This window comes from Microbulbifer sp. ABH2_005 (genome assembly GCF_056160005.1).
In genome coordinates, this window is sequence record NZ_JBSWWI010000001.1 from 1,504,793 (window position 1) to 1,528,732 (window position 23,940).

The window sequence follows — 23,940 nt, forward strand, 5'->3', positions numbered from 1 at the left end:
CCTTTCCTCATCAGATTGTCAGAGTTTATATGGTGTATCTGAGAATTGTTCATGCCCATCAGGAATTAATTCCTTATTTTTCAAAAGGTCCTTAAGCTGAGATCGATAACTGGCTTCCTGTTGAAATATCTTTCGCACATACTGACGGGTTTCTGTGCCACGGCAATAACCATATTTAGCCATTGGACTGTTGTAGTACTCCGCTTTTTGCAGAAGAACAATATAATCTTCAACGCCTTTGCTGCTGGAGGTTGAAAACCATTGATCGGGATTCGCTCCATCTTGTAGTGCTAACCGGCGGGCGTCCAGTACATGTCCGGCACCAGCGTTATAGGAGGCAAAGGTAAAAGCCATGGCCTCTCGTTTGGGTAAATTTTTCCAGCGTCGATATTGCTTCTGGTTGTATTTGGAGCCACCCCGGATATTTTGTGTTGGGTTAAAGCTATCCTTTACTCCCACTTCCTTGGCGGTTTCCGGCATTAATTGCATTAGACCTTGTGCTCCCGCAAGGGATACGGCATTGGGTCTAAAGTTAGATTCTGTCGAGGTTTGCGCGGCAAGCCAGACCCAATCGAACGGTTCGCTAGCATAGCGCTTGAAGAGCCTGTCCCAGGGGCTCAGTGTACCTTTGGGGAGGGCATAGCCTCGTACGTTATCTGCCCCCTGTGTTTTTAACAGGCTCAGGTATGCTCTGACTATCGTTTGGGCTTCTTCACTTTCCAGCCATTGATTGAGATTGTTAACAAGGGAGGTATCGTGATCCTTGGTTAGTGCAAAGGCTACCCAGCGGTTTTCCCCAAACACTAGCGAGGTATCTAGGTTATCGCTGTAACCATTACTTCCATTAACAATATGTTCGTCGGCGATAGTAAAATCTATTTCCCCCATGCTCACAGCATCAATCAACTCAAGAACCGATACTTTATTATCTGCGGGATCAATGCTTATGGCTGCCGTACTCTCTGGGTGGCTGGGGAATCTCAAGGGGATTTTTTGTAATAAAGCTTTGTCTTTAACTTCTTCAATATAGGCGCTATCTAGGTGGATGGTTAGAGTTTTTCCTTTTAGTTCCTTGAACTGTGTTAAAGCATTTTCTTTTCGTTGTACCAGAACTTCCCTTGTTTCAAACAGTGCATGGCTAAAAGTGACTTTTTCCCATCGTCTGTTGGTATATGTTAGGTCTGAAGCTGCTATATCTGCCTTTTTCTCTCTTGCCATAGTCAGACTTTCGTTGATAGAAGCCGCTCTCTTGAACTCTACATCTACCCCCAAATTTTCCGCATAGGCTTGCAGTAAATCGCATTCTAATCCTGCCAGTTGATCGCGGTGATAGAAGCATCCCACTCCATCCATTCGTGTGGCTACAGTTAATATCCCCACTTCCTGAATGCTTTTGAGTCGATTTTTGGGAACCTTGCATGCATAAATAATGGTTCCAATAAGGGCTATTACTGAGAGAGTGAAAAACCAGCTATTGCTCGATCGGTTCATGATTGCTCCTTGACTGAATGTTAATCATGAAGCCTATTGATGTCTCTCTAAGTCAAAATGAGGAAATAATTCCTGATTAACTGGTTTTAAATCGCTGTTTAGAGTGATCGGGCTACATACCTAGCAACACTCTAAGAGAAGGAAAAAATATGTCTGATGAAACTGATAGCAACTTGGAAGGAATTGATCCCTCGCCTTACCGGGATCGCCTTGACCCCAAAGTATCTGATGAAACCACTTCAAGTGCTGCAAAAAGCCTAAATCTAGATGGATTGCGCGATCTGTCCGCACTTTCCAAATTACAGGTACGTGAATTTACTCATACCAGTTCTACTCAGATGCAGGCCACATCCAATGCCATGACACAAATGGCTGCGGCTGGGGCTACTGCGGTAAATGCTATTTTGGGTAATGGTAGTAAAGGGGAGGGGCAGAAAGATACTGCACAGCTATCTAATCGCTGATGGAGAGAAATTTCCCGATTATTAGTGATTCGGATTCTCCATACAGTGATAGAGCCCAATAACTGGGTGACTTAATAAACTGATTGAAAGGAAAAAATTATGTCTGATGAAACCAATACTGTAGACGGTATTCAACCTTCTCCTTACCGCGACCGTGTTGATCCCAAAGTGTCTGACCAGACTACCAGTTCTTCAGCGCAAAGTCTGAATTTGGATGGCCTGCGCGACTTGTCTGCGCTTTCCAAGCTGCAGGTTCGTGAGTTCACTCACACCGGTGCAACACAAATGCAAGCAACTTCCAATGCCATGACTCAAATGGCGGCGGCAGGTGCTAAGGCTGTCAATTACATCATGGATGGCGGTAAGTAAGGTCTTAGACCTTAAAGGGGTAGCGATTTATCGCTACCCCTTAATATAAAGGAGCAAGTTATGAAAGATACTTTCCGAGATCGCCTGGCCACTAAAGTAGCTGATCAGGTGGCAACTTCTTCTGCACTAAGCCTTCATTTGGATGGCCTACGTGACTTGTCTGCGCTATCTAAACTTCAGGTGCGTGAATTTACCCATACCGGCGCAACTCAAATGCAGGCAACAGCCAATTCCATCTTGCAAATGTCGGCGGTTGGGGCGCGCACATTTAGAGATACCTTCTAATTTACTGTCTGAGAGGATGAACAGATGGCGAAGGATGATGATACACCAACTCTCAGGGAGCTTTCCGCAGGAAAGGGGAGGCTGATTGATGTGATGTCTAGTGCCTACTTGCAGCGTTCTATTAATAGTGCTGTGGAAACGACACTACAAGATCAAGTCAATGCACGAAATCAGCGTATGTTGTTGATGACTAAGCAGCTAAACAAAATAGTTGATTTGTAATTTTATGAAAGACGAGGGGGGGGCGGCAAAAGAAGGGAAGCGTATGTCTTCCTCTTTTTTGGTTCAAAATGCAGCCGATCATGTAAGGGATACAGCCTTGCAAACCTCTACAGTTGTTGGAAAAGCTTTTCAGAAATGGTTGACCCAACCATTCAACCTCATCTTTCTACTTATAATTATCGTTGCACATATTCAGTTGATTGTGGCCGTTATTCAAAGTTTCTTGATGCTGTTGCTTTCAATGTTTATGCGTTAAGGATTTCAACTTATGTCTAACAGTAAACCTACAAGTAAAAGTTACCTCCCTCCAGATTTTGAAGACCAGCTGGATAAGCTGATTAGCAGCCAAGGGACTGATGTTGACCTGGGTAAAGAACTGCAGCAGTCAATCATAGCCATCTGCCAGGAGGTTAATAATGCATTGACAAAATCCTTCTCGGATATATCAACTACTGGTTTTGAACTGGATGACGAAACAAAGGGGCAAGGTGAGGATAATGAGCAACCAGACTAAAAATACTTTTCAGCCGGATGTTAGTAATATTTCCAAGCAAATTGTTAGAAATGCGGTGGAGCTTCAAGGAATCCATATTTTACAGGGAAAATCTGACTCCTTAAGGGATGAAAGGCTTAGCAACATCATGTTAAAGAATAGTGTGATGATGAAGTGGCTACAGAATCCATCCAATACTAGCTACAAGGAAGTATTGAGTGGTATCGGTGTTAATTCACTTAAGGACGATGTCAAAGAAGCCTATCAGTATGCTCTTGAGATGGTTAATCAGAAAGGTGAAAAAAAATAACATAAAGCTCAGGCTGACCTCTAGTGACTAAAGGTCAATAATTTCATGGGCTTTCCTGGGTAGACCGGGGAGAGAAAAATACAGCAAGGAGTTTGCTGCAATGCAAAGAGATTACGCTTTTGCCGTTTTTATCGGCCGTTTCCAGCCATTTCATTCTGGCCATTTGACGGTGATTTAAGGTCGCTCACAAGAAACCAAATTTTTATGTATTGAGATAATTCTAGTTCTCTAGAAAAAATCTTCAGAAATTTAGATGGGCGACGATTGGTTGGATAGAGGGCTTGGTTAATCTGTTTTTCTACACCGCTCGTTAGCGGCTTCTCCAATGCTTGATCTATTCACCATGAAATAAATGTATATGTAATCAAGCTAGGGATTAAGATACAAAGTAAATGCCATGAGTATACAAAAAGGAGGAACATAAAAACAAAAAACCTTTCTAGTTAGCCCTAGACTTCTGCTAGCTATGTCAATGTAGCTTATTGAACACTCTATAATTTTTTAAGATAGGAATTAATGATGCCAGTAACACAACTTAGCCAATTACCCCATGCTCGCGCAATTTGGAGTGCAATAGATCAGTACAATATTTATGTGGTCGCCACAATGAGCGATTCGTTCGCACAAATAGAGGACACTGGAGCCGACTTTCAAATGCCACCTCCGATACTTATGTATCATGAAGGAGACATGTGTGCACTTCTTATAATGGGAGAAAGGCATGGCGCACAATCTCAGGATATAAGAACAGCTGCAAAAAATACTGCAACTGCAATTTTAAATATTCCCGATATGATGGTAGCTGTTGAAGAACCTATTGAAGTTAATGATAGACTCTATTCCAATGCTGGAGCTCAGAAACAATTATCATTAATTGGTGATCAAAACCTACTTACATACGACCCCTCTTTGAGAGGTGCAATTAGCGCCGAGCTTGCTGATCAAGGCTATCGTCTAAATACTGATGCTCAGCCCTACCGTTTTTCTGCAGAACAAGGAAGGCGTTATGATCCTAGATATGGACAAAATGGAAATGCGCCAAAGATAAACACCCAAATGGCCACTTCTTTAAGCACCTATGCTAACACGGGGGCACTCATAGTTTATCCTGTTGGACCCGACCATCTAAGGTTTGGGCCCGATGCCTACGTCAGAAATGAGAATGAAACTTTACAAGGTCAACTCCTAAAACAAAATTGGACGGTACTTGAAATTTCAGAACCTCCTCGTGGCGGTAACGGTAACGGTAACGGTAACGCTCAAAATTGACAGATAAATAAACATATCAAATCACCATACCACCCGCATAGCGGGTGGTATGGTGAAATGTATTAGTTCAGACCAAATCTGACACATCCTTTTGAAAGAGAGGGGTTTACCGGTTTTGATGAAGATGCTCTGTCAGGTCAAATTCAGTTTACGAGCCTCTCCTTCCAGATACTTTTACCCTCTTCAAGGGTTGCTATCGGTGTGCGACCCCAACACTTTTTACCCTGAAGAGTTCGATCATTATTGTAATATACGAGCCATTCGTCCAGATTCTTTTGTAGCTCTTTTATTGATCCATAGATCTTTCGTCGCAACGATGGTTGGTAGAACTCTTGTAATATAGTTTTATGGAAGTGCTCACGATGGCCAGTACCAAACGATCCGCGAACAGCGATTAGGGGAATGTGTGAATCAACTTCGCCCGGTATTTCGCGATGGCAAGCTGTTGATCGATCAGGACTTTGAGGCCGTCCGCTTACTGGTAGAAATACCCACTCAGGAGGGGATGCTGGCAATAGCTGTCTGAGCCCTTCTTATCACATAGCGTCAAGAGCCGGCTTATGCCGGCTTTACCATTCATTGGCGACTGATCGCCCAACCTTATAGAGATCTTCTGCCAAGGTGTGAATTTCTTCCGACAAAGAAATTTGCCGGGTCCATTGCTCAGGTATTCCAGAAACTCCGTAGTAAGCTCCGGCTATTTGTCCGCATATGGCCGCCGTTGTATCGGCATCGTTGCCAATATTGGCGGCCAAAAGAATAGCTTCCCGAAAACTATTGGTATTGAAAAAACACCAAAGCGCTGATATCAGGGATTCAATCACGTAACCACTTCCGGTCAACTCTTCATAGCGCTGGTCTAGAAATTGCCCACTGGCAATGTTTTTTACCTTTTCGGTAGTTGGAGTTTGTTCGATAGAACTTAGAAGGTTGCTTCTTTCGATGCCATCAAATGTGAAAAGTATAAGGTTGCAGAACAGTTTACAGCTTTCGATGCACTCGTCCGAGCCATGAGTGGTTCTGGAACTTTCCCCTGCAAAATAAATAGCGTCTGAAACTGTTGAAGAAAAAAATATGGGAATTGGCGCTAAGCGCATGAGTGATCCATTACCTGAGGAGCGAGTAGATGTTGAACCACTAAAAGGATCACCTGTTTGCAGGTATCGATTTAGAGCGGATGAAACTGTTGCACCAATATCGAAACACTCACCTGTAGAGCTCATATACCCATACTGGTACCAGTTACAGTAACGATTCATCTGATCAGTTGCACTGAAGCCTTTTTTCTGGAGTAAACTGTGCCCTAGGCAGAGCGCCATGGAAGTATCATCGGTCCATTGCCCTTTTTCTAACCCAAATGGTCCTCCACCTTCCATATCCGAAAGAGGGGTGAAATCCCCCTTGCGTTTAAACTCCAGCGTGGTGCCCACGGCATCACCGCAAGCGAGTCCGACTAAACAGCCTTTTACTTTGTCTATTGTTTCAATATTCACCTGCAAAATCCTTCTTAAATCTGCTTGAGTGTGATTATTAAATTAAATCAGTGGCCATAGGGCAGGGTTATTGCTCCAGATTCCGCACAAACGTATATTTCCCAGAGCCGGCACGCAAACTGTACAGCGCGGCTGGACGACCTCGCTCAGTGCGTTTTTCACCGGTATCTACCAGAAGTTCCGCCTGCTCAATTCTCCTGCGGAATGACTTTTTCTGTAGAGGCTTGCCGATAATGACTTCGTGCACTTGTTGAAGCTCGGGCAGGGTGAATTTCCTTGGCAGTGCGTAGGCAGGGATAATGCTGTATAGAGCCTTTTGAATAAGGCGTTCATGTGCCTTATTGATAATTTTGAGATGGTCAAATGCCAAGTGCATTTTCTTGACTTTCTCGATAGGAAGCCAGGCGACATCGGAGATCGTTTCTAATTTGCTTTCACAGGCCTGGTGAGCGATCAGAGCCGTGTAACAGATGGTTACAGACCAGCCCCGCTTATCTCTGCAGGCGCCACCAAAGGTGCCTAGCTGCTCAACATAAGGAGGGACAACCCCGGTTTTCTCCTTGAGCTTTCGGGTGACCGTATCCTCTAGGGTCTTATCTTCGCTCTCGGAAATAAAACCGCCCGGTAGCGCCCATTTCCCTTTCTCGGGATGATTGGAGCGTTCCACCAGCAATACTTTGAGTTGTCTATCTTGATAAGTAAACAAGACGGCATCTACGGTAACTAGAGGGACTTCAAAGCTACCCTTGTTATAGGCGGCGAGGAATTCTTTCTCGTTCATTGCTTTACTAAGTGTCAGTTGGTCACTTATGGTAGCTGCCTAGCCCTGTGCACTCAAGGGGTTTGAGGAGTAAACAAATTTTTCTTGGAGCCTGAATAGAGCAAAATGAGAGGGGCGCTATGTCACGCTGGCTGATGATTACTGGGTTGATTCTTCTAGTAATAGGTGTAGCACTGCACTTTGCCCCCTGGCTATTTAATTGGTTTGGTCGGTTGCCGGGGGATATTCGTATTGAATCTGGGCGCACGCGTTTTTATTTTCCCATTGTCTCGATGATTATTGTTAGCCTGATATTGAGCCTCTTAATTAACCTGTTTCGCAGGTAAATATTGTATTGATGCAAGAGAATAAAAAAAGGCCGCATGGGGGCGGCCGCAAGGGACTTATAGGAGAGTATGAGAAGAGGAGCGTGCGTTCTCCGCTAATCAAAAAAAGGTCATCCTTGACCTGTGTGATTAGGCCCCTGAAATTGTGCAAAAGCGCAGAGTGACTTGTATTTCAGGGGCTTTGCTGGCCGTGACCAGCGACGGCGCTTCCTTGCGCCGCATCAACCCGGCGTCCACTATCTCGCCTGGTTAATAATCAAAATATGAACTTTAAAAGTCGTACTTGAGTGATGCAGAGAAAGTACGGCCCGGAGCAGAGTTTACGTAGATATCGCTGCCTTCATCCCAGCCAGCGACATTCTGGTAGGGCACATACTCTTTGTCGAATAGATTGTTGACGGCCAGGTTGAGCGATACCTGCTCCATCAACTGATAGCCCAGCGTCCAGTCTACAGAGCCGTAATTTGGAGTCTTTACTTCGCCTTCATTGACGCGTTCCATGCGGTCCGCCCAGCGCACTAGCACTTGGCTGGAAAGCTGCGCGCTTGTGTAGCTGGCACCCACTACACCGGAAAGCGGGCTGATACTGGTGAGGTATTCGCCGGTGGTATCGTTTTCACCACGTTGATAGCTGGCATTAGCAAATAGCTCGAATGCAGGTGACAGATACCAGTTCGCGCTCAGTTCAACCCCTTTGATCGTTACAGAGTCGATATTCTGGTATTGGTATTGCTCAAATACGTGAGAGAAACTGCCATCGTTGTTAAAGAAAGTCTCGCTGTCAATGAGTGCTGTTTCGAGGAAGTCGTCGTACTCGGTATAGAAGGCGGCAGCGCTGAAGGCGATGGGGCCCAGGTGTCCACGCAGGCCGAGCTCAAAAGTATCGCTGGTTTCAGGAGACAGGTCGTCCGCTGGCAATACCTCATAAGCATAGGTAGAAGTTGGTTGCAGGTAATGCTCGATATAGGCCAGGTCATAGGCCGGTACTTTGAATCCCTGACCATACTGCGCGAAGGCAGACAAGCGGGAGTTGATTTTGTATAAGGCACCTAGGTTGAAGGAGAAGTTGCTCTCTTCAATCGTGGCAAAGGCTGTGCCGTCAGCTTTCTCTGCACCATCGGGGTCCATTTCGTACCAGTCGTAGCGTACCCCGGGGGTTACAATCAGCTGGCCATTGGCAAAAGTCATTTCATCGTTCAGGAACAAGCCCGCGCGGGAGACGGTATTTTCCGGGAATTTTTCGGTGGTCACATCCAGGGTGGAACTACCTTCCACTTCGCGGTACTGGTGAACGGTACGGTGGCTTTCGGTTTTTTCCAGGTCGAGGCCATATCCCAGGGTGTGAGTCTCATTCAGGGCTTTGCTGGCATTGGAGAGGAAGCCAATAGTCTCTTGGCTATAAAGGCCAGTTTCCCACATATCACGAATTTCAAGAACTCCGAACATCGGGGCATTAATGTCCAGCTGGCCATATTGCTCGTCTTGCTGTTCGGATTCGTTTTTATACAGGCTGATATTTAGCTGGTCATAGACTGCACTAGGGGTCTCGCTGTGGTAACGCAGTTGGTAAGCGCGGACCTCTTTGTCGGAGTTCGATTCTTCCTTGACGATGCTGTAGCCGTAATCGGCCAGTCCACGGAAGTAGTGGAGCAGGCCATCGGCACTGTTGCCGGTGCTTTCCTGATTCCAGTGATCGATGCTGAAACTGACAAAGTCCTCGCCGCCCAAGTTGTACTTGGCCTTGTAGAGCAGACTCTTGGATTCAATATCGAAGGGGTCCTGGTTCTCGTCGAAATTTTTTTGCTCTTCGCCATCGCGGAAGGTGGTATGCAGCAGTTGTTCAAAGTTGCCGGTGCGAAGAGCCAGGGTAGGGGAGATGTGTGATTGATTGGTAATACCGGTGTAACCGGTTTTGATCGCACCGCCGAACTGCTCCCCATCTTCCAGATAGTCGCTGGCATCTTTGGTGGTGAATACCACGATGCCGGCCAGAGCGTCAGAACCGTATAAAGAAGACGCAGCGCCCTTGGCCACCTCTACCTGTTTCAGGGTATCTATTTCAATAAAGCCGCGGCCTACGATGTCATTTTTACCATTGGCTCCATAGCCTTCGTTAACCCGCATACCGTCTTTGATAATCAGTACCCGATCGCCACCCATGCCGCGTACCAGGATATTTTGTGCGCTGCCGGCGGCACCGGTAACTTCCACTCCGGGCTCGTATTGGAACAGCTGGTTCATATCGTTCAGTTGCAGCTGTTCAATTTCATCATTGGTGACAACAGAAACGCTTCCTGCGACATCTTTCAGCGGTTTTTCCGCGCGGCCACTGACAACGATCAGCTCTAGGTCGCTGCTGGCAGCCGAACTTGAGGTTTCGGCATGCAAGTTAGTGGCGGAGGCCAAGCCCAGTAAGGCCGCTGCGAGAGGGCGAAGTTTCATGGTGTTGTCCTTGGGGTGAATTTTGTACTTCAGCTTTGTCTGTTAGCTGGAGGTGAGATAAATCAGCTCTGCTATCAGCTGGAGGGGATTATATGGATGATTTTCTTAATGTAAAGCTAAATGCGAATCAATATCAGTTAGATTAAATTTGACGTTAGTGAGGAGTTCCGCTAGTTTCCGCGGCCATTGATACAGAGCGAAAGTGCTGGGCTGAGGAGGCTTGCAATGAATATTTCGATAATTGAGAACCTGATGGCGGATGTGGCCGACTTGTTTATGGCCCCGGTTTTACTGGCGATTCTGGTTCTTTTTGTTTACTCGTTGTACGCAACGGGGCGCTTTCTCTCCCTATGGATGCTGCGCCGTCGCAATGCTGGTGCCTACAGCTTGGCCTTAAAGCAAGGTCGGAAAGAGGGCCTGCCCGGCTATCAGGTGCACAATTATTACGTGCGACATCCTTTGGCATGTGATGACGAGCTGGAAGTATTTGCGCTGAAGAAACTGGAAATGTTGCGCATGGCCACTCGCATCGCGCCCATGCTGGGCTTGATCGCCACCATGATTCCTATGGGGCCGGCGTTGCGGGCCCTGGCCGATGGCAATATCCAGGGGATTAGTGAAAACCTGATTATCGCTTTTGCCGCTGTGATCTGGGGCCTCGCAATTTCCACCCTGACTTTCTGGCCTGCCTCGGTAAAGAAGCGTTGGTTTGCCGCTGAGTTGATTAACATCCGCAAATTGAAGGAGGTTGCCTGATGCGCTTCCTGGATGAAGATGAAGAGCTCAACCCGATTTTGAGTGCGGTTAACTTGATTGATGTCTTTCTGGTGATTATCGCCGCGCTGCTCATCGCTATTGCTCAAAACCCGTTAAACGTTTTTTCCAATGAAAAGGTCACGGTGATCAAGAATGCTGGCGAGCCCAATATGGAAGTCATCGTAAAAGATGGGGAAGAAATTAAGCAGTACAAATCCACTGGCGAAATTGGCTCGGGAGAGGGCACTCGCGCTGGTGTTGCTTACCAGATGGCTGATGGCAGTCTGGTCTATGTGCCGGAAGGAAAAGAAGAGTCCGCTAAAGACCAGGCAACGGGGGGTAAATAGTGATGTTGAAAAAGGTTTGCATGCAGTTAGCATGCTTGGTGCTAGTAGCCTTCACTGCGGTGATGGTCCAGGCCAGCGATAAACCCAAAGTTTTGCTGATGATGTCCAGCCATACCGCGAAAGCCAAAGGAGCGCTGTTATCTGATTTGGCTGCGGACCAGCCGTTTACCCTGGAGATATTTAACAGCAAAGGGAAGAGTGAAGAGCAGATAGCAGAGGCCTGGGGATCTTCCAGCCTGGTGTTGCTTGACGGTATCAATCCGGCACTCTCCCAATTTATGTTTGGTAAATACCAGCCGCTGCTAACCCAGTACCCCAAAGTGCCAGTGGTTGCCCTGGGGGATGCCGATAACGCCTCTATGAATCAGGGGCTGACTTCTGAACAGCACCAATCCATCGCTGCGTATTTTAATAATGCTGGGCGACAAAACTACCAGCATTTAATGCAGTTCCTCTCCGTCAAAGTCTTTGGCCTCTCTGCGCAGTCTGTAGCTGAACCAATTATTGTGCCTAAAGTGGGCTTTTATCACCCGCGCCTGCCGAATCTCGTGACTGATAGTGAAGAGGCGTTTTTTAATTGGCTGCAGGCATCTACAGACCAGCCGGTTATTGCGGTAGCTATTCATCGCTCGGTGGTGGATTACGAGCAGCAGCAGGTGGTGGATGCAATCTTAGCTGGACTGGAAGAGAAAGGCGCTAAGGCCTTTGCTTTTTTCTTTGAAGGAGAAGATCTGCCGCTTTCCTATCCGGATTTACTGCAAGACGAAGCGGGGCAAACACGTATTGATCTGATGATCAATTACCGCTCTCTTCATTATGTGAGTAAGCGTCGCGTAGAGTTCGAGAAACTGGGTGTCCCGGTGATTCACGCCCTGAATTATACCGAGGGCAGTGAAGCGGATTACCTTGCGGATAATAGTGGGGTTTCTCCTTCGTTAACGCCTTTCTTCCTGGTAATGCCTGAAGATACCGGTAGTATCGATCCGGTAATTATCGCTGCAAGTGAAGGTGGCAATAAGGTTGTGATGGCAGACCAGCTCAGTGCGCTGGTGGAGCGCGCGTGGAGCCATGCCTCACTTGGTTACAAGAAAAACAGCCAGAAAAAGGTGGCTACCTTTATCTGGAACTACCCCCCCGGTGAGAAGAATATTGGTGCGGCCTTCCTCGATGTACCTTCTTCTATTGAGTCTATCGCCAAAGTCATGGCCGAGCGTGGCTATCAAATAAAGCAGCAGGACTCCAAGACCCTAATCGATTGGGCCGGCCAATTGCTGCGCCCCTATTATCGCCGTGAAGACAGCGCTGCACTGATTGATAAAGGTTTGGCTGACTGGATGCCACTTTCCACCTACGTCAATTGGTTTAATCGTTTGCCGGCTTCTGTGCGTGATCCCATTGTGGAACGCTGGGGTAATCCGGAAGATAACGCCATGTTGGCAGATCATAACGGTGAGCGGGCGTTCGTAATCCCACGTATGACATTGGGTAACTTGATTGTGCTGCCACAGGGGGTGCGCGCGGAGAATGCCAAAGACCATGCCTCCCTGTATCACGATATGAAAACGCCGGTAAATCATGCTTATTTGGCGGTTTATCTTTACGCGCGCAAAACTTTCGGGGCCGATGCCTATATTCACTTGGGCACTCATGGCTCCCAGGAGTGGCTAACGGGCAAGGAGCGTGGACTCTCTGTGTACGACGCGCCAAATTTGGCCCTGGGCAATATCCCGGTGTTCTATCCCTACATTATCGATAATGTGGGCGAGGCCATGCAGGCCAAGCGTCGCGGCCGCGCGACCATGATCAGCCACCTGACTCCGGGCTTCGCTAAAGCGGGTCTTTACGCCGAAGTGGCTGAACTCTCTGAGTTGATTGGTAATTACCTGATTCTGGAAGAAGGGCAAACCCGTTTGAACACCCAGGAGCGCATTATTGCCCTGGCGGACAAGCTGAATATGCTCAAGGATTTGGAAATCAGCGCTGAAACCCTGCAGGCTGATTTCGATGGCCAGCTCAGCGGTCTTCAGGACCACTTGGCCCAACTGGCTGAAATGAGCCAGCCATTGGGTATCCATCGTTTTGGTCAGTTGCCCAAGTCAGAGCATCTCACCAGCACCATGCTGCAAATGCTGGGTGAAAACTTTATCTCCGTCGCCGGCCAGTATGAAAGCGACCAGGGCTTGGGTTTACCGCAGGATCAGGTGCTGGATGAGCGCAATGTAGCCGCCTTGGAAGCACAGCCGGGTTATCAGCTTTTGGATGCTTACCTGGCTGGACGCAAGTTGCCGGAACTTTCTGAAGAGCTGCAAAATCATCTGAAGCTGGGCCGGGAGTATGCCGATAACTTTGCCGGTATCGCTGAGCTACAAAACCTGATGCTGGCACTCGACGGTGAGTACATTCCGGTGAGCCATGGGGGTGACCCTATTCGCAACCCGCAGGCGGTGCCTACCGGTCGCAACCTGATTGGATTCAACCCCGCTAAGGTGCCTTCCAAGGAAGCCTATGCAGCCGGCGTTCAATTGATGGAGCAGACCATTGCCGACTACCGGGAAAAACACGGTCGCTTCCCGGACAAGCTGGCATTCTCCCTTTGGTCCCTGGAGACCATGCGTCACCAAGGTGCGCTGGAAGCGCAAATACTGCATGCGCTGGGCCTCAAGCCCAAATGGAATCAGCAGGGTAATGTTACCGGAACTGAAGTGATTCCCTATTCTGAATTAAAGCGCCCTCGTATTGATGTGGTGATCTCTGCTACCGGCCTCTATCGCGACGCTTTCCCTAATGTGATGCTGTGGCTGGCGGAAGCCATCGATAAAGTGGCGCAGATGAAGGAAGAGAACAACTTTGTCTATCGTCACAGCCAGGCCTTATTACAGCAACTAAAGGAAGAAGGCAGTTCCGAAGAGGATGCGCGCTATCTTTCCTCTGTGCGCATTTTCTCCAATGAAAGTGGCAATTATGGTACGGGCCTGAATGGTGCCAGCCTGGCTTCCGACAGCTGGGAGACAGACGATAAACTGGCCGATCTGTATATGCGCCGCATGGGCTTTGCCTATGGCAAGGATGAATCCCGCTGGAGCGAAGACCAGCGCAATGTTGCACTCTATGGCAAGGTACTTTCCGGCACCGATGGGGTGATTTTCTCACGCTCCACCAACCTCTACGCCATGATGACCAACGATGATCCCTTCCAGTATTTTGGTGGTATGGGACTTGCGGTGCGCAATCTAGACGGCAAGACACCGGAGATGTATGTCTCCAACTTGCGCCGTAAGGACAACGTTAAAACCCAGACCTTAGGAGAGTTTGTCAATCAGGAAATGCGCAGCCGTTATTTCCACCCCCGCTGGATTGAGGCAATGCAGGAATCCGGCTATGCCGGCGCAACGGCAATCCTGGATCGTGTGAACAATATGTGGGGCTGGGAAGTGATGACCCCAGAAACTATCCGCGATGACCAATGGCAGGAGATGTTTGAGGTCTACGTGGATGATAAATACCAAATGGATATGCGTGAGTTCTTTGAGACGCACAATGCGGAAGCTCTGGCGCAAATGCTGGAGCGCATGCTGGAAGCAGTGCGCAAGGGCTACTGGCCTGCAGATGCCGAAACGCTTAAGAAAATGGTGGAGACTTACACCGAACTTGCCAATCAGCACGATATCGCAACAGACAATGAGAAGTTTACTGACTTTATTGGCGAGCAAGCGCTTGGTTTTGGTCTTGCCCCGCTTGTAGGCGGCCAGGCAGTGGAGAATGTTACCGCTAGTGCTCCTGCGTCTCAGCAAGTTAGTGGGCAGAAACTAGAACAAGTAAAAGAGCCCGCAGCTCAGGACAAACCCCAGGACTTCTTGTGGTTATTATTGTTGGCAATTGTTATCAGTGGATTTACTAGCGTATTTTTTGAGCGCTTTTTTGAGGGGGGAGGACAGCGAGTGACCCATGCTTAGGCATAAGACATTTCCCTTGGCAATAAAAGCCAACCCTAAAGTCACTTTTTGAACAGTTAAGGCCAGCAATTCTCAATCTTATTGCTGGCCTTTTTTCTTTTTCGGCAAAAAAATTTTGAGCTAATGTTGTTGTCATTTTTCGGGAACCTGTCGATATCTTTTCTTAACCAGCAGGGAAAGTCGGAAAATGCTTGTGGGCTATCCATACAGAGATGTTATTTTTGTGAAATATTTCTGAAAAATTAATTGCGTGGAAATTAGCATTAAGCGTCTCAGCATAGTGGTCCATGTTAAGAAAAGTTAAGTCTCGATTTTGGTGCAACTCATTAAGTAATCACCACCGTTGGGAGCTTTCTTTGAGTTAACATAAATATCTTGCAGTGAGAAGCTAATGAAAAAAATAATTCCACTGATTGCCCTCCTCTGTGCGGGAGGGTATTTCTTCTGGGCAAAGAGTCAAACAGATAGCCCACAACCTGTCACTGAAAAATCAGTCCCCCCTCCCTCCAAGAAAATTGTTCCAAATGAAACTAAATCTACAGAAGAACTAGTAGAGGTGTCTTCTGCCGTTGAGCAAGAGGCGAACCCTGATAGTGCCTTGATGTGGGCAGAATCGGATGTCGCAAGGCAGGTTTTACATGAGTCAGGACGCTTGCCGCTCGATTTAAATGGAGAGGCATATCTTGAGATCGATGTAGAAGCTCTAAAGAATTTATCTATTGGCGATTATGTTGATATAGAAATGCCTGGAGTGAAGGGAAGCTACGATGCTCAAGTGGATAAAGTTCAGGAGCACGCAAGCGGTAATAAAAGTGTGCAAATGAACTTGCCCGGTTATGGCAGTGTGTATTTTGTAAATTTCACAATTGGCAAAAGCTCGGTATATGGCAACTTAACATTGCCTTCAGGCTCATACTCCCTAGAGGCGCAGGGAAATTATGCCTGGGTGGCTTCGAAAAAAGATTTAACCAGGAGTCATGTGGAAGAGGAGGTAAACCCTAATCTTTCTTCAGTTAAGTAGATGTTGTAACTTTTTAGCTCAATGAATTGAGCTGATAGGCAGTACAGGGAGTACTGCTTGAGGTGCCTGAAAGATACCAGAAAATTAATAGTAATTTTCTCAGGCGGCAGTCAGGAACGGAGCTTCTCAATGTCGAGTTAGGGTATTTGAGTTTTTTGTGGAAGGTGTAATTTGCTTACAAATGTAACCGGTTTCATCTGTATCTATGAAAAACTTGGGGAAAGCAACTTAAAAATAAAAGGAACTATCATGAATTTGAAAAACACTTTGGCTGCTGCGATAGCAGCTTTAACTTTTTCGGGTGCCGCAATAGCAGATACGGTAAAAGTCGCAGTCTGGTACACAGATCCAGCTGCTCAGCTTACAGGAGATATCTCTACCAGAGTGGATAGTTTGATTAGCACAGCTAATCGTATCTATGAGAATAATGATCTAGATATCCAGCTTGAGCTTGTTGATTCACGCCAATATTCATCGTCCGATCTCTTGGTGACAGGTGATAATCTTGCGGAGTTTTCTGGAGCCACATATTTGGATGTTGATACTACTCCAACCTGGGAGGAGTGGTTCGACTATGGCTATGCCCAGCAGCAGCGTGATCTGTATGAAGCTGACATGGTTATTTTACTTGGTAAAGCGAATCGTGTAGTTACCGAAGAGGGAACTTACTTAACCTGTGGCGTTGGATACGTAGGGACTGGTAGTAATGGCGTGATGGATCTTGGCTCAAATAGGCTTGCATATAGCATTACCGCTGTGGATTGCGGGGCGACTGACCTGACATTTGTTCATGAACTCGGTCATAACATGGGACTGAATCATTCCCGCAGACAAGGCGATACCAGTGGCGGTGTTTATTACTATGGCCTAGGTTATGGTGTAGATAATAGCTTTTCTACAATCATGGGTTATCCTCAGTCATTTGGCGATGCAGAGAGACTCGATACATTCTCTAATCCAGACAAAATCTGTAACGGATCTCCCTGTGGTATCAGAAATAATGCTGATGCACAAAGAGCCTTGGGGCCGATTGTTGATGATATAGCAGGTTACAATTAACCCTAATCTTCCTCTCTTTCTTTCTCGATCATTTATTTGATGACTGACACCATTGTATTTGGGAGGGCTTTGCCCTCCCTTTTTTAACCGCATCTATTGGTTGTTTTATCATGGGAGAAATTTCCATTATTTTGTTTGGGTGATTACTTCTTTTTTTGGTAATGGGCTGATGGCGAATAATGGGTGTTTGTTGAGGTTTCTTAATGTTTTTCTTGTGTGTGAGATATTGTTGAGAAGTAGTTGGAGTCCTTGTCATCATTCTTTTCCTAAAACTGGTTGGGTACATTAAATATTGGGTGAAGGGTTATTCTTGCTGGAGGTTGGGGGGGGTAGGTTAATTGCTTCTATTCTGGTAGCTGGATTTTAAGTATTGTTTCAATAAAGTTTTAGGTGATGAGCTGTGAAGAAGCTGATATTTCCTGTTCTTGTGATTTTATTATAGGCCAGATGCTAATTCGGGGGGGGAGGGCAGTCTAGTAATGAAAGGCAAGACACAAACATTATAAGATTACTACAATTATGGCTTACCCTCACACTTTTAATGCCGCAACTTGTAATAGCAACGTTCATTAAAAATTCTCTCAGATCACTAGTGCACCTTACACTTTGTTGCCAGTAATGCCGTGCTACTCTTACTCTGTTAAGCTTTCCGCTGCAAGATTCTGGATAAAGTTAAGTCCCTCTCCGTAGCCCCCTAGCACACCTTTATGGCTTTATGGCTTTTCAATGGATGTTGTGCCGGCACCATCGAGTGCGCACGATGTTTCGGAAAATCTATCGGCCCACTAGGCAGAGCTAAGTAAATCCTAGAGTTAGGTTTTAGCCCCTACAGTTATATGATTCCGATGCCGGAAGTCAACTTTGCAGTTACAATATAAAAAGTGCAAAAATTAACCTGTACATACCTGTCTTTGTTGATTAAGTACTTCCCTTTCAGAACAAAAGTAAAAGATTATCAGGTGAGTCTTTTGATCTTGTTACTACCACTAAGGTGCAAGCTATAGAAGGACTGTTCAAGTTGCAGTCAGCCCTTTTGACAATTTTGTGAAAAAATTTTGAAAATTTATTGCGTGGAAGTCGGTGTAAAGCGTCTCAAGAGTAGAGGGAGTGTTAAGAAGGGTTAAGTCTTAACCTAATCAAGTGCTCAATTTTGAAGCACTGAACTCAACTCTTAAGCTTGCAGTGAAAAAATTTTACCTAGAAGAAAGATAATGGTAAGACAAGTTTCCGATTTTGCCTCCTTATGTAGTTGCATTCATTCTTTGTGTGCAGGTGGGGCTAAGTGGCGTAGTCTGTGTCACAGAATAAGAAAACCTGCAGCCTCTAATCTAAAAATAGTTCCAGTTGAAACCATTCTCCCTAAAGCCAATTTACCAGACACATGTCTCCTTCAGAGCGTGAACCCCGCTGTTTCTGAGAAACTTTTTCACCAAATGCCAATAATTTTGTTGCAGTTGCTTTGCCTGGCTTTTACATCAATTCGTTTTTTTTCATCTCCTCCAGCTGATTTTCTAAAGCGGGCCCTCCATTTGTTTTCTTGCTCAAGAAGAATTTCAGTGCGGCAGTTGATTGGTGTTGATGAGCATACGGTTGAGGGATGGCCCCGAGTAAGGGGCAGCGAGTGTTATTGGGCACAGATACTTTCTCAAACTTGTGGCAGGTTTTTGTCGTGAAGGCCAGTTGAGGAGTGCATGAAAACCAAAATGACGCATAAAGATAAAAAATCCAGGTACCCTTTGGAGGTGCAGTTTGTCGCGCCTCGATTTATTGAGTGTGTCAAAAATTGGATTGATACAGGTAAGCCATGCATTTCTTGATGTTCCGAGAGAGTTCTGAAAGAAAAGTAAGGAGCTCTCATTGCCTTTGACTGAATTTTTGTAAATTAGATGTTGTCGGATAATTCACAGCTTGAAGTTTTATGCAGGGCATCAATCGTTTTTCACAAGTGGTTCTCATTGTTGGCATGATTTCTGTCACGAGAATTTTTAGATGTTTGATGTTGTAAGGCCACAGCTTAGGTGTGATTGTTTTCAACCTGTGAAAGGTAGGGTGACTATAAATGAGAGGTGGCTCAAAAATTACTCAATCTTTTCTGGTGTTGAGGCGTCACCTCCTGATAAATTTTTTATGTGTTTTTCGGAATGCCTTCCCAGTTCTTGTCCTTTGGTGTCGAAATTAAAAATTTTGAAAATATTTTTGAACTTTCGGTCGCGCTAGATGACTTACGGCTGTCCTTCTGAGGGTGTTGCTATTCAGGGGCATATATTGGGAAAATTTTTTGGTTTTTACTTTCTTCTGTGAAGTGCTTTCCAAATAAATTTTGAGGTGTTGGTACTATAGCGCGTCCTTCATGGGGCGGCTTCGCTGTCTCAGCTCTTACCTCAATTTTATTTGGTGCAAGGGATCATAAAGCTGTTTTTGTGCATTTTTTTAAGGCGTTTTTTAGATGAATAATTATTTGGGGTATGAGCCATGAAGAAGCTGGCATTTCCTGTATTAGTTCTTGCTTTAGGTGCAGGTTATTTTTTCTGGTTGAAAAATCAGCCCGCACCCGAGAGTCAATCTGCCAAGTTACCTGAGCCCAAAATGGTGGTAGACAGAGTTCCGGTTGAGGCTGTTTCCTCAGGAGTTGCTGAGGAAGTTGCTACTGCTGAAGAAGAACTTGATGAATCTGGACGCCCTCTGTGGTCAGAATCCGAGTTGGCAAAAGAGTTTCTGCATGAGAATGATCGCCTACCTGTGGACCTCAAAGGCGAGACATATTTAGAGATCGATGTAGAAATGCTAAGAAGCCTAGAGGTTGGGGATTATATCGATATTGATTTACCCGGTATTGAAGGCAGTTATGATGCCCAGGTAGGCGAAGTCGAGCAGCATGCCAGTGGTAATAAAAGTTTGCAGGTGAACTTCTTGGGGCAGGCCCGCTTACATGGAGCAACTTTTACCATCGGTAAAAATTCTGTCTATGCTCAGCTCAATACTCCTGCTGGGTCCTACTCATTGGAAGCTCAAGATGGATATGCGTGGATTGCCCCTAATGGTGCACTGATATCCAATCATGTTGAGAAGCATGATAAGGACATGTCATCTGAGGCCGAACGTAAAAAATCCTGGAATGATAATGACGTTCCTCTAAATGATTTTGAGTAGAAAGAATTGATTGGGGGGTAATCTTCCAAATCGATAATCAAGCTAAGGAGAGCTGATGTAAATCCTGCGGATACCAGAAGTTTATCTTCACAGGCGGTTAAAAAATTCAGGACGATCTTTTAGTCGAGTCAGGGTATTAATAGCGTATAGCTAACATACTATCAGGCAATCAATGAATTTATTGATTGTAAAAAGTAGCTTATACACTACTTATAATAAAAGGAGTCTATAATGAGTTTAAAGAAAAGCCTGGCGGCAGCTGTTGCCGCACTGACAGTTTCTGGCGCTGCAAGTGCTAAAACCGTTGATATCGCTATTATGTACACCGATCCAGCTGCACAGCACACTGGTGACATTTCTGCGAAAATCGACAACTACATCAGCTATGCCAACAATTCCTTCAAAAGGAATGGCATTGATATTCAGCTGAACCTGGTTGATAGCTGGAAAGCTTCCAGTTCTGATTTCCGCGTTAATGAGGAAACTCTAGACCTGATCACTTTCCACAGCTCTGTGAATAGCTGGCGCTCTTCCAAGAAAGCTGACATGGTGGTTTTCTTAACTAAAGCAGAAGAAGTTGTTCAAAACGGCAGCACCTACATTACTTGTGGTATTGCCTGGGTTGGCCAAGGTAGCAACGGCACCATGTATAACAGCGCTAAAGAGCGTGCTTACAGCGTGACCGGTGTTGACTGTGGTTATAACACCTTCGTGCATGAGCTGGGCCACAACATGGGTCTGACTCACTCCACCAAGCAGGGTGACACTTCCGGTGGCGTTTACTCCTATGGTATGGGTCACGGTGTAGACAACAAGTTCTCCACCATTATGGCTTACCCCTGGATGTACGGCTCCAATGTAACTCAGTACGATTGGTTCTCTGATCCCGATTGGAATGAGTGTGGCGGCATGGCTTGCGGTGAGCGTTCTGGCGGTAAAGATATCTCTAACGCCTATAAAGCTCTTGGCCCAATCGTTGATGATATTGCTGGTTACTATTAATAACCGGCTTTATCTTTACGAGAAAAGCAGTAGGCTGGCTATTTGTATATATTAGCCGCAGCTTGCACCTCTAGTCATCGACTAGAAGAAAGCCAGGGTTTTCCCTGGCTTTCATATTCCGCTGTTTAAAAAGTGCAAAGATAATTGGCAAAGCCTTGTAATTAAGGGCAGAGGATATCTTTGGGTTTATTTAAAAAAGCGAATGCTGAGTGGGTAACGCCAGAATATCCCATCGTTTGCTCGAATAGCACCAATAAGGATAAAGATTACATTGATTAAGGCTAGAGCTAATAACCCTAAGAGACCGACGCCTAAGATAATGAGAATAGTGCTTACGATGGAGTAGATAAATAAGCTGATCATCCAATTGAAAATCATCTTGCCATGGCGATCAACTTCAATAACCTGATCTTTAGTAGTTGCCCACATAATGACAGGTAATACAAATCCCGCTCCAGGGATAATTATCCAGGCCAGTTGGCTCAGGTGTAAAAGCATTAGAAAGGTATTTCTTTCTAGTCCCCATGGTTTGTAGTTATCCATTACTGCATACTCTTGTTAATTAATTGCTGAAATGACCCGCTTCACTGAGTGGATCATAGCTACTTGCTTGCCTTGACGGCAAGATGCCTCGCGCGTGTATTTCTTTATTGCTTATTTTCCCATTCCCCATTCCCCGTTCCTAGATCTCAGTGCTCTAACGCCAGGCGACCGGCCAGGCCAAGGAATAACATACCCAGTAAGCCGTCGAAGTGTCGGCTAAAAGCTGATTGATTGCTCAGTGTCTGCCTCAGCTTGCTAAAAGAGAAGGCAATTATTGTGTTTACGGTGAGTGCAATAGTGCTGAGAAGAAAACCTAGTAGCAGTATTTGCTGGGTGATGGGCTGGGCAGGACTGGTAAATTGCGGTAAAAATAAACTGAAAAATACTAAAGCCTTTGGGTTTATTAAGTTGTTGATCAGCCCTCTGCTGATGAGTTGTGAGGCGCAAAGAGGCTCAGTGACTGCTTGGCTTTGAGTGTTCCCTAAATTAGAGCGCCACTGGCGTATTAAGTGAATCCCCAGCCATGCCAGATACAGTGCTCCTAGTGTCTTTACCGCAAGGGCAACAACAGGAATAGTCTCCATGATGTGCCCGAGACCAAAGGCCACAAGGAGCGTTTGCGCTAGCCCTGCCAGAAACACACCCATACTGAGCAAAAAACCAGCGATAAAGCCCCGGGCTGTCGAGTAGGTGGATATTAAGAGTAGGTCTGGTCCAGGAGAGATTGCCAGCAGGACAGATGCGCCAAGGAATGTCATTAAAATTGGAATTTCGGGCATTAAATTGACTCCAGACAAATTTTCTGGGGCGCCATTATAACGGTAATGCCCGCAACCTCCCCCCTTAGATAGATGTCATACGATTGCACCAGAGTCACCTCCTGGAGTCCCTGACCCTTTTGCGCGTAAGTTCTCTAAGTTGGCTATTAGATGGACAATTTCAGCATCCGTGGTGTGACCTCACACAATATTAATAGGCATTAGTTTGTATCAGGTTACCAGGATGATGCTTAAAGAGGGCTCTTCTATGCTCTAGAGAAGTCTGCTGATCGGTAAGTGATAGATGAAGGTTCTGATTGTTGGAGCGGGGACAACGGGCCTCACCGCCGCTTGTGCATTATCGTTTCAAGGTATCGATTGCCAGATCATTGAGCGCCGCAGTCAGCCTTCTCAGCTCTCTCGTGCTGTTGGAATCTTCCCTTCCACTATTGAGCTACTGAGTAGTATTGGCGTTCCCGCGGATTTATTCTCTGAGGCGGTGCCGATGCGGGGGCTCCAATATCTGAGAAATGAGCGGCGCCTGTTGTTTCTCGACTTTTCCTCTAAGGAATTTCAGGGGAAGGCCGGACTTTTTCTTCCCCAGAATAGAACAGAATCGATTTTGGCTGGTGTGCTAAGGAAGCGGGGGGTTGATGTTCAGTACGGTTTGCAATTAACCAATATTGTTAGTCAAAACGCCGCGGCAATAGTGGAATATTCTAATCATGATAAGGAGACTTTCGACTGGGTGATTGGTGCTGATGGCGTTCACTCTCTGGTCCGCCAGAAAATGAAAATAAGGTATCCTGGACAGGATTTACCAGAAAAGTGGTCGATTGCCGATGTAGAGGTCAACGGGCACATGCCTCCCAGCCTGGTCACGGTTAACTTGCAAGAACCGGGCAACAATCTGAGTATTGTTTTACCACTAGGCCAGGGACATGTCAGGGTGGTTTCTTCCAAAGAAAATGCGCTTTCTGCCCTTCCTCAACCTCTCGATATCAAAAAAATATATAGCCAGGGCAGCTTCCAGATATCCGTCAGGCAGGCGGAAACCTATTGTAAAAATAGAGTCCTACTCGCCGGAGATGCGGCCCATTGTCATTCACCAGTGGGTGGCAAGGGAATGAACTTGGGAATTGCCGATGCTGTAGCCGCAGCCAGTGCAATTATTCGAGGGGAAGTTGAGCAATATGCCTGTGAGCGTCACAAAATAGCTAAACAGGTAATAAGGAAAACTGAATTTGCCCGAAAGGTAGTGACTTCTAACAACTTACTGATGAAGTGTGGGCTGTGGATTTTGGCTAAAGCTATCGGTGTTGTGCCCGCAGTGCGCCGCGCTTATGTCCGTCATTTAACAGAAATTTAATCACAAAGACTTCAGAGATACTGGATTACTATTGATG

Annotated in this window: 23 protein-coding genes and 1 pseudogene; 17 read left to right on the plus strand and 7 right to left on the minus strand. The window is 46.1% G+C overall.

Features of this window, described 5'->3' with window-relative positions; all coding sequences use genetic code 11:
* Positions 1–18: 18 nt before the first annotated feature.
* Positions 19–1,491 carry an MltF family protein gene (locus tag ACXAFI_RS06645; protein ID WP_475108155.1) on the minus strand — a complete coding sequence of 491 codons (1,473 nt, stop codon included), beginning with the start codon at positions 1,489–1,491 and terminating at the stop codon, positions 19–21.
* 149 nt (positions 1,492–1,640) lie between these two features.
* Here ACXAFI_RS06645 and ACXAFI_RS06650 point away from each other — a divergent pair, with 149 nt between their 5' ends.
* From ACXAFI_RS06650 to ACXAFI_RS06685, 8 genes are all read left to right on the plus strand, one after another.
* Entirely contained in the window at positions 1,641–1,955 is a 315-nt protein-coding gene (locus ACXAFI_RS06650) for a hypothetical protein (RefSeq protein ID WP_252085480.1), read from the plus strand.
* 99 nt (positions 1,956–2,054) lie between these two features.
* Positions 2,055–2,324, plus strand: a complete 270-nt coding sequence (locus ACXAFI_RS06655) for a hypothetical protein (protein WP_152453976.1) — start codon at positions 2,055–2,057, stop codon at positions 2,322–2,324.
* A 60-nt stretch (positions 2,325–2,384) separates the two neighbouring features.
* Complete coding sequence (locus ACXAFI_RS06660; RefSeq protein ID WP_475108156.1) at positions 2,385–2,609, plus strand: hypothetical protein; 225 nt, start codon at positions 2,385–2,387, stop codon at positions 2,607–2,609.
* A 24-nt stretch (positions 2,610–2,633) separates the two neighbouring features.
* Positions 2,634–2,831, plus strand: a complete 198-nt coding sequence (locus ACXAFI_RS06665) for a hypothetical protein (RefSeq protein WP_152453974.1) — start codon at positions 2,634–2,636, stop codon at positions 2,829–2,831.
* Positions 2,832–2,835: 4 nt separating this feature from the next.
* Positions 2,836–3,087 carry a hypothetical protein gene (locus ACXAFI_RS06670; RefSeq protein ID WP_444922535.1) on the plus strand — a complete coding sequence of 84 codons (252 nt, stop codon included), beginning with the start codon at positions 2,836–2,838 and terminating at the stop codon, positions 3,085–3,087.
* Between the two features lie 12 nt (positions 3,088–3,099).
* Positions 3,100–3,345 (plus strand): hypothetical protein, encoded by a 246-nt coding sequence (locus ACXAFI_RS06675; RefSeq protein ID WP_444922534.1) that lies wholly within the window; start codon positions 3,100–3,102, stop codon positions 3,343–3,345.
* Entirely contained in the window at positions 3,329–3,634 is a 306-nt protein-coding gene (locus ACXAFI_RS06680; RefSeq protein WP_444922533.1) for a hypothetical protein, read from the plus strand. Before ACXAFI_RS06675 ends, ACXAFI_RS06680 begins: the two co-directional genes overlap by 17 nt.
* Before the next feature lie 516 nt (positions 3,635–4,150).
* The gene (locus tag ACXAFI_RS06685; RefSeq protein WP_475108157.1) at positions 4,151–4,903 is read left to right on the plus strand and encodes a hypothetical protein; all 753 of its coding nucleotides are present in this window, start codon (positions 4,151–4,153) and stop codon (positions 4,901–4,903) included.
* Between the two features lie 143 nt (positions 4,904–5,046).
* Here the strand turns inward: ACXAFI_RS06685 and ACXAFI_RS06690 are convergent.
* The 3 genes and pseudogenes from ACXAFI_RS06690 to ACXAFI_RS06700 all read right to left on the minus strand — a co-directional run.
* Positions 5,047–5,262 (minus strand): annotated as a pseudogene (locus ACXAFI_RS06690) (IS3 family transposase); the annotation flags it as partial.
* 210 nt (positions 5,263–5,472) lie between these two features.
* Positions 5,473–6,396, minus strand: a complete 924-nt coding sequence (locus ACXAFI_RS06695; protein WP_475108158.1) for an ADP-ribosylglycohydrolase family protein — start codon at positions 6,394–6,396, stop codon at positions 5,473–5,475.
* 67 nt (positions 6,397–6,463) lie between these two features.
* A complete protein-coding gene (locus ACXAFI_RS06700) occupies positions 6,464–7,177 on the minus strand; it encodes an NUDIX hydrolase (protein WP_475108159.1) in 714 nt (237 codons plus the stop codon).
* 119 nt (positions 7,178–7,296) lie between these two features.
* On the opposite strand from ACXAFI_RS06700, the gene ACXAFI_RS06705 reads away from it, so the two are divergent.
* Positions 7,297–7,503 (plus strand): DUF2905 domain-containing protein, encoded by a 207-nt coding sequence (locus ACXAFI_RS06705; RefSeq protein ID WP_152453968.1) that lies wholly within the window; start codon positions 7,297–7,299, stop codon positions 7,501–7,503.
* Positions 7,504–7,773: 270 nt separating this feature from the next.
* Here the strand turns inward: ACXAFI_RS06705 and ACXAFI_RS06710 are convergent, their stop codons facing one another.
* Positions 7,774–9,945 carry a TonB-dependent hemoglobin/transferrin/lactoferrin family receptor gene (locus ACXAFI_RS06710; RefSeq protein ID WP_475108160.1) on the minus strand — a complete coding sequence of 724 codons (2,172 nt, stop codon included), beginning with the start codon at positions 9,943–9,945 and terminating at the stop codon, positions 7,774–7,776.
* Between the two features lie 225 nt (positions 9,946–10,170).
* On the opposite strand from ACXAFI_RS06710, the gene ACXAFI_RS06715 reads away from it, so the two are divergent.
* The 7 genes from ACXAFI_RS06715 (at position 10,171) to ACXAFI_RS06745 (ending at position 21,233) form a co-directional block, all read left to right on the plus strand.
* A complete protein-coding gene (locus ACXAFI_RS06715) occupies positions 10,171–10,701 on the plus strand; it encodes a MotA/TolQ/ExbB proton channel family protein (protein WP_226648689.1) in 531 nt (176 codons plus the stop codon).
* The gene (locus tag ACXAFI_RS06720; protein ID WP_475108161.1) at positions 10,701–11,048 is read left to right on the plus strand and encodes a DUF2149 domain-containing protein; all 348 of its coding nucleotides are present in this window, start codon (positions 10,701–10,703) and stop codon (positions 11,046–11,048) included. The genes ACXAFI_RS06715 and ACXAFI_RS06720 overlap by 1 nt, the downstream gene beginning before the upstream one ends.
* A gap of 20 nt (positions 11,049–11,068) precedes the next feature.
* Positions 11,069–15,001 (plus strand): cobaltochelatase subunit CobN, encoded by a 3,933-nt coding sequence (gene cobN, locus ACXAFI_RS06725; protein WP_475108162.1) that lies wholly within the window; start codon positions 11,069–11,071, stop codon positions 14,999–15,001.
* A gap of 391 nt (positions 15,002–15,392) precedes the next feature.
* Positions 15,393–16,022, plus strand: coding sequence for a hypothetical protein (locus ACXAFI_RS06730; RefSeq protein WP_475108163.1), 630 nt, complete (start codon positions 15,393–15,395; stop codon positions 16,020–16,022).
* Positions 16,023–16,193: 171 nt separating this feature from the next.
* On the plus strand, positions 16,194–17,081 hold the full coding sequence (locus ACXAFI_RS06735) for a zinc-dependent metalloprotease family protein (RefSeq protein WP_475108164.1): 888 nt from the start codon (positions 16,194–16,196) through the stop codon (positions 17,079–17,081).
* Positions 17,082–19,553: 2,472 nt separating this feature from the next.
* Positions 19,554–20,231 (plus strand): hypothetical protein, encoded by a 678-nt coding sequence (locus tag ACXAFI_RS06740; RefSeq protein WP_475108165.1) that lies wholly within the window; start codon positions 19,554–19,556, stop codon positions 20,229–20,231.
* 231 nt (positions 20,232–20,462) lie between these two features.
* Positions 20,463–21,233: a zinc-dependent metalloprotease family protein gene (locus ACXAFI_RS06745; protein WP_444922523.1), complete on the plus strand. Its 771-nt coding sequence runs from the start codon at positions 20,463–20,465 to the stop codon at positions 21,231–21,233.
* 186 nt (positions 21,234–21,419) lie between these two features.
* Here the strand turns inward: ACXAFI_RS06745 and ACXAFI_RS06750 are convergent, their stop codons facing one another.
* Both ACXAFI_RS06750 and ACXAFI_RS06755 read right to left on the minus strand, forming a co-directional pair.
* A complete protein-coding gene (locus ACXAFI_RS06750) occupies positions 21,420–21,776 on the minus strand; it encodes a DUF4870 domain-containing protein (protein WP_152453960.1) in 357 nt (118 codons plus the stop codon).
* A gap of 146 nt (positions 21,777–21,922) precedes the next feature.
* On the minus strand, positions 21,923–22,555 hold the full coding sequence (locus ACXAFI_RS06755; RefSeq protein ID WP_475108166.1) for a LysE family translocator: 633 nt from the start codon (positions 22,553–22,555) through the stop codon (positions 21,923–21,925).
* Positions 22,556–22,838: 283 nt separating this feature from the next.
* Here ACXAFI_RS06755 and ACXAFI_RS06760 point away from each other — a divergent pair, with 283 nt between their 5' ends.
* Positions 22,839–23,903 (plus strand): FAD-dependent oxidoreductase, encoded by a 1,065-nt coding sequence (locus ACXAFI_RS06760; RefSeq protein ID WP_475108167.1) that lies wholly within the window; start codon positions 22,839–22,841, stop codon positions 23,901–23,903.
* Positions 23,904–23,940: the final 37 nt, after the last annotated feature.

What these genes read in the sequence shown, in the direction of transcription:
- ACXAFI_RS06720 (WP_475108161.1), top strand. Translation starts at nt 10,701, where the DNA reads ATGCGCTTCCTGGATGAAGATGAAGAGCTCAACCCGATTTTGAGTGCG.
- ACXAFI_RS06650 (WP_252085480.1), top strand. Translation starts at nt 1,641, where the DNA reads ATGTCTGATGAAACTGATAGCAACTTGGAAGGAATTGATCCCTCGCCT.
- ACXAFI_RS06745 (WP_444922523.1), top strand. Translation starts at nt 20,463, where the DNA reads ATGAGTTTAAAGAAAAGCCTGGCGGCAGCTGTTGCCGCACTGACAGTT.
- ACXAFI_RS06670 (WP_444922535.1), top strand. Translation starts at nt 2,836, where the DNA reads ATGAAAGACGAGGGGGGGGCGGCAAAAGAAGGGAAGCGTATGTCTTCC.
- ACXAFI_RS06700 (WP_475108159.1), bottom strand. Translation starts at nt 7,177, where the DNA reads ATGAACGAGAAAGAATTCCTCGCCGCCTATAACAAGGGTAGCTTTGAA.
- ACXAFI_RS06655 (WP_152453976.1), top strand. Translation starts at nt 2,055, where the DNA reads ATGTCTGATGAAACCAATACTGTAGACGGTATTCAACCTTCTCCTTAC.
- ACXAFI_RS06710 (WP_475108160.1), bottom strand. Translation starts at nt 9,945, where the DNA reads ATGAAACTTCGCCCTCTCGCAGCGGCCTTACTGGGCTTGGCCTCCGCC.
- ACXAFI_RS06755 (WP_475108166.1), bottom strand. Translation starts at nt 22,555, where the DNA reads ATGCCCGAAATTCCAATTTTAATGACATTCCTTGGCGCATCTGTCCTG.
- ACXAFI_RS06760 (WP_475108167.1), top strand. Translation starts at nt 22,839, where the DNA reads ATGAAGGTTCTGATTGTTGGAGCGGGGACAACGGGCCTCACCGCCGCT.
- ACXAFI_RS06750 (WP_152453960.1), bottom strand. Translation starts at nt 21,776, where the DNA reads ATGGATAACTACAAACCATGGGGACTAGAAAGAAATACCTTTCTAATG.
- ACXAFI_RS06680 (WP_444922533.1), top strand. Translation starts at nt 3,329, where the DNA reads ATGAGCAACCAGACTAAAAATACTTTTCAGCCGGATGTTAGTAATATT.
- ACXAFI_RS06705 (WP_152453968.1), top strand. Translation starts at nt 7,297, where the DNA reads ATGTCACGCTGGCTGATGATTACTGGGTTGATTCTTCTAGTAATAGGT.
- ACXAFI_RS06715 (WP_226648689.1), top strand. Translation starts at nt 10,171, where the DNA reads ATGAATATTTCGATAATTGAGAACCTGATGGCGGATGTGGCCGACTTG.
- cobN (WP_475108162.1), top strand. Translation starts at nt 11,069, where the DNA reads ATGCAGTTAGCATGCTTGGTGCTAGTAGCCTTCACTGCGGTGATGGTC.
- ACXAFI_RS06645 (WP_475108155.1), bottom strand. Translation starts at nt 1,491, where the DNA reads ATGAACCGATCGAGCAATAGCTGGTTTTTCACTCTCTCAGTAATAGCC.
- ACXAFI_RS06660 (WP_475108156.1), top strand. Translation starts at nt 2,385, where the DNA reads ATGAAAGATACTTTCCGAGATCGCCTGGCCACTAAAGTAGCTGATCAG.
- ACXAFI_RS06675 (WP_444922534.1), top strand. Translation starts at nt 3,100, where the DNA reads ATGTCTAACAGTAAACCTACAAGTAAAAGTTACCTCCCTCCAGATTTT.
- ACXAFI_RS06730 (WP_475108163.1), top strand. Translation starts at nt 15,393, where the DNA reads ATGAAAAAAATAATTCCACTGATTGCCCTCCTCTGTGCGGGAGGGTAT.
- ACXAFI_RS06665 (WP_152453974.1), top strand. Translation starts at nt 2,634, where the DNA reads ATGGCGAAGGATGATGATACACCAACTCTCAGGGAGCTTTCCGCAGGA.
- ACXAFI_RS06740 (WP_475108165.1), top strand. Translation starts at nt 19,554, where the DNA reads ATGAAGAAGCTGGCATTTCCTGTATTAGTTCTTGCTTTAGGTGCAGGT.
- ACXAFI_RS06685 (WP_475108157.1), top strand. Translation starts at nt 4,151, where the DNA reads ATGATGCCAGTAACACAACTTAGCCAATTACCCCATGCTCGCGCAATT.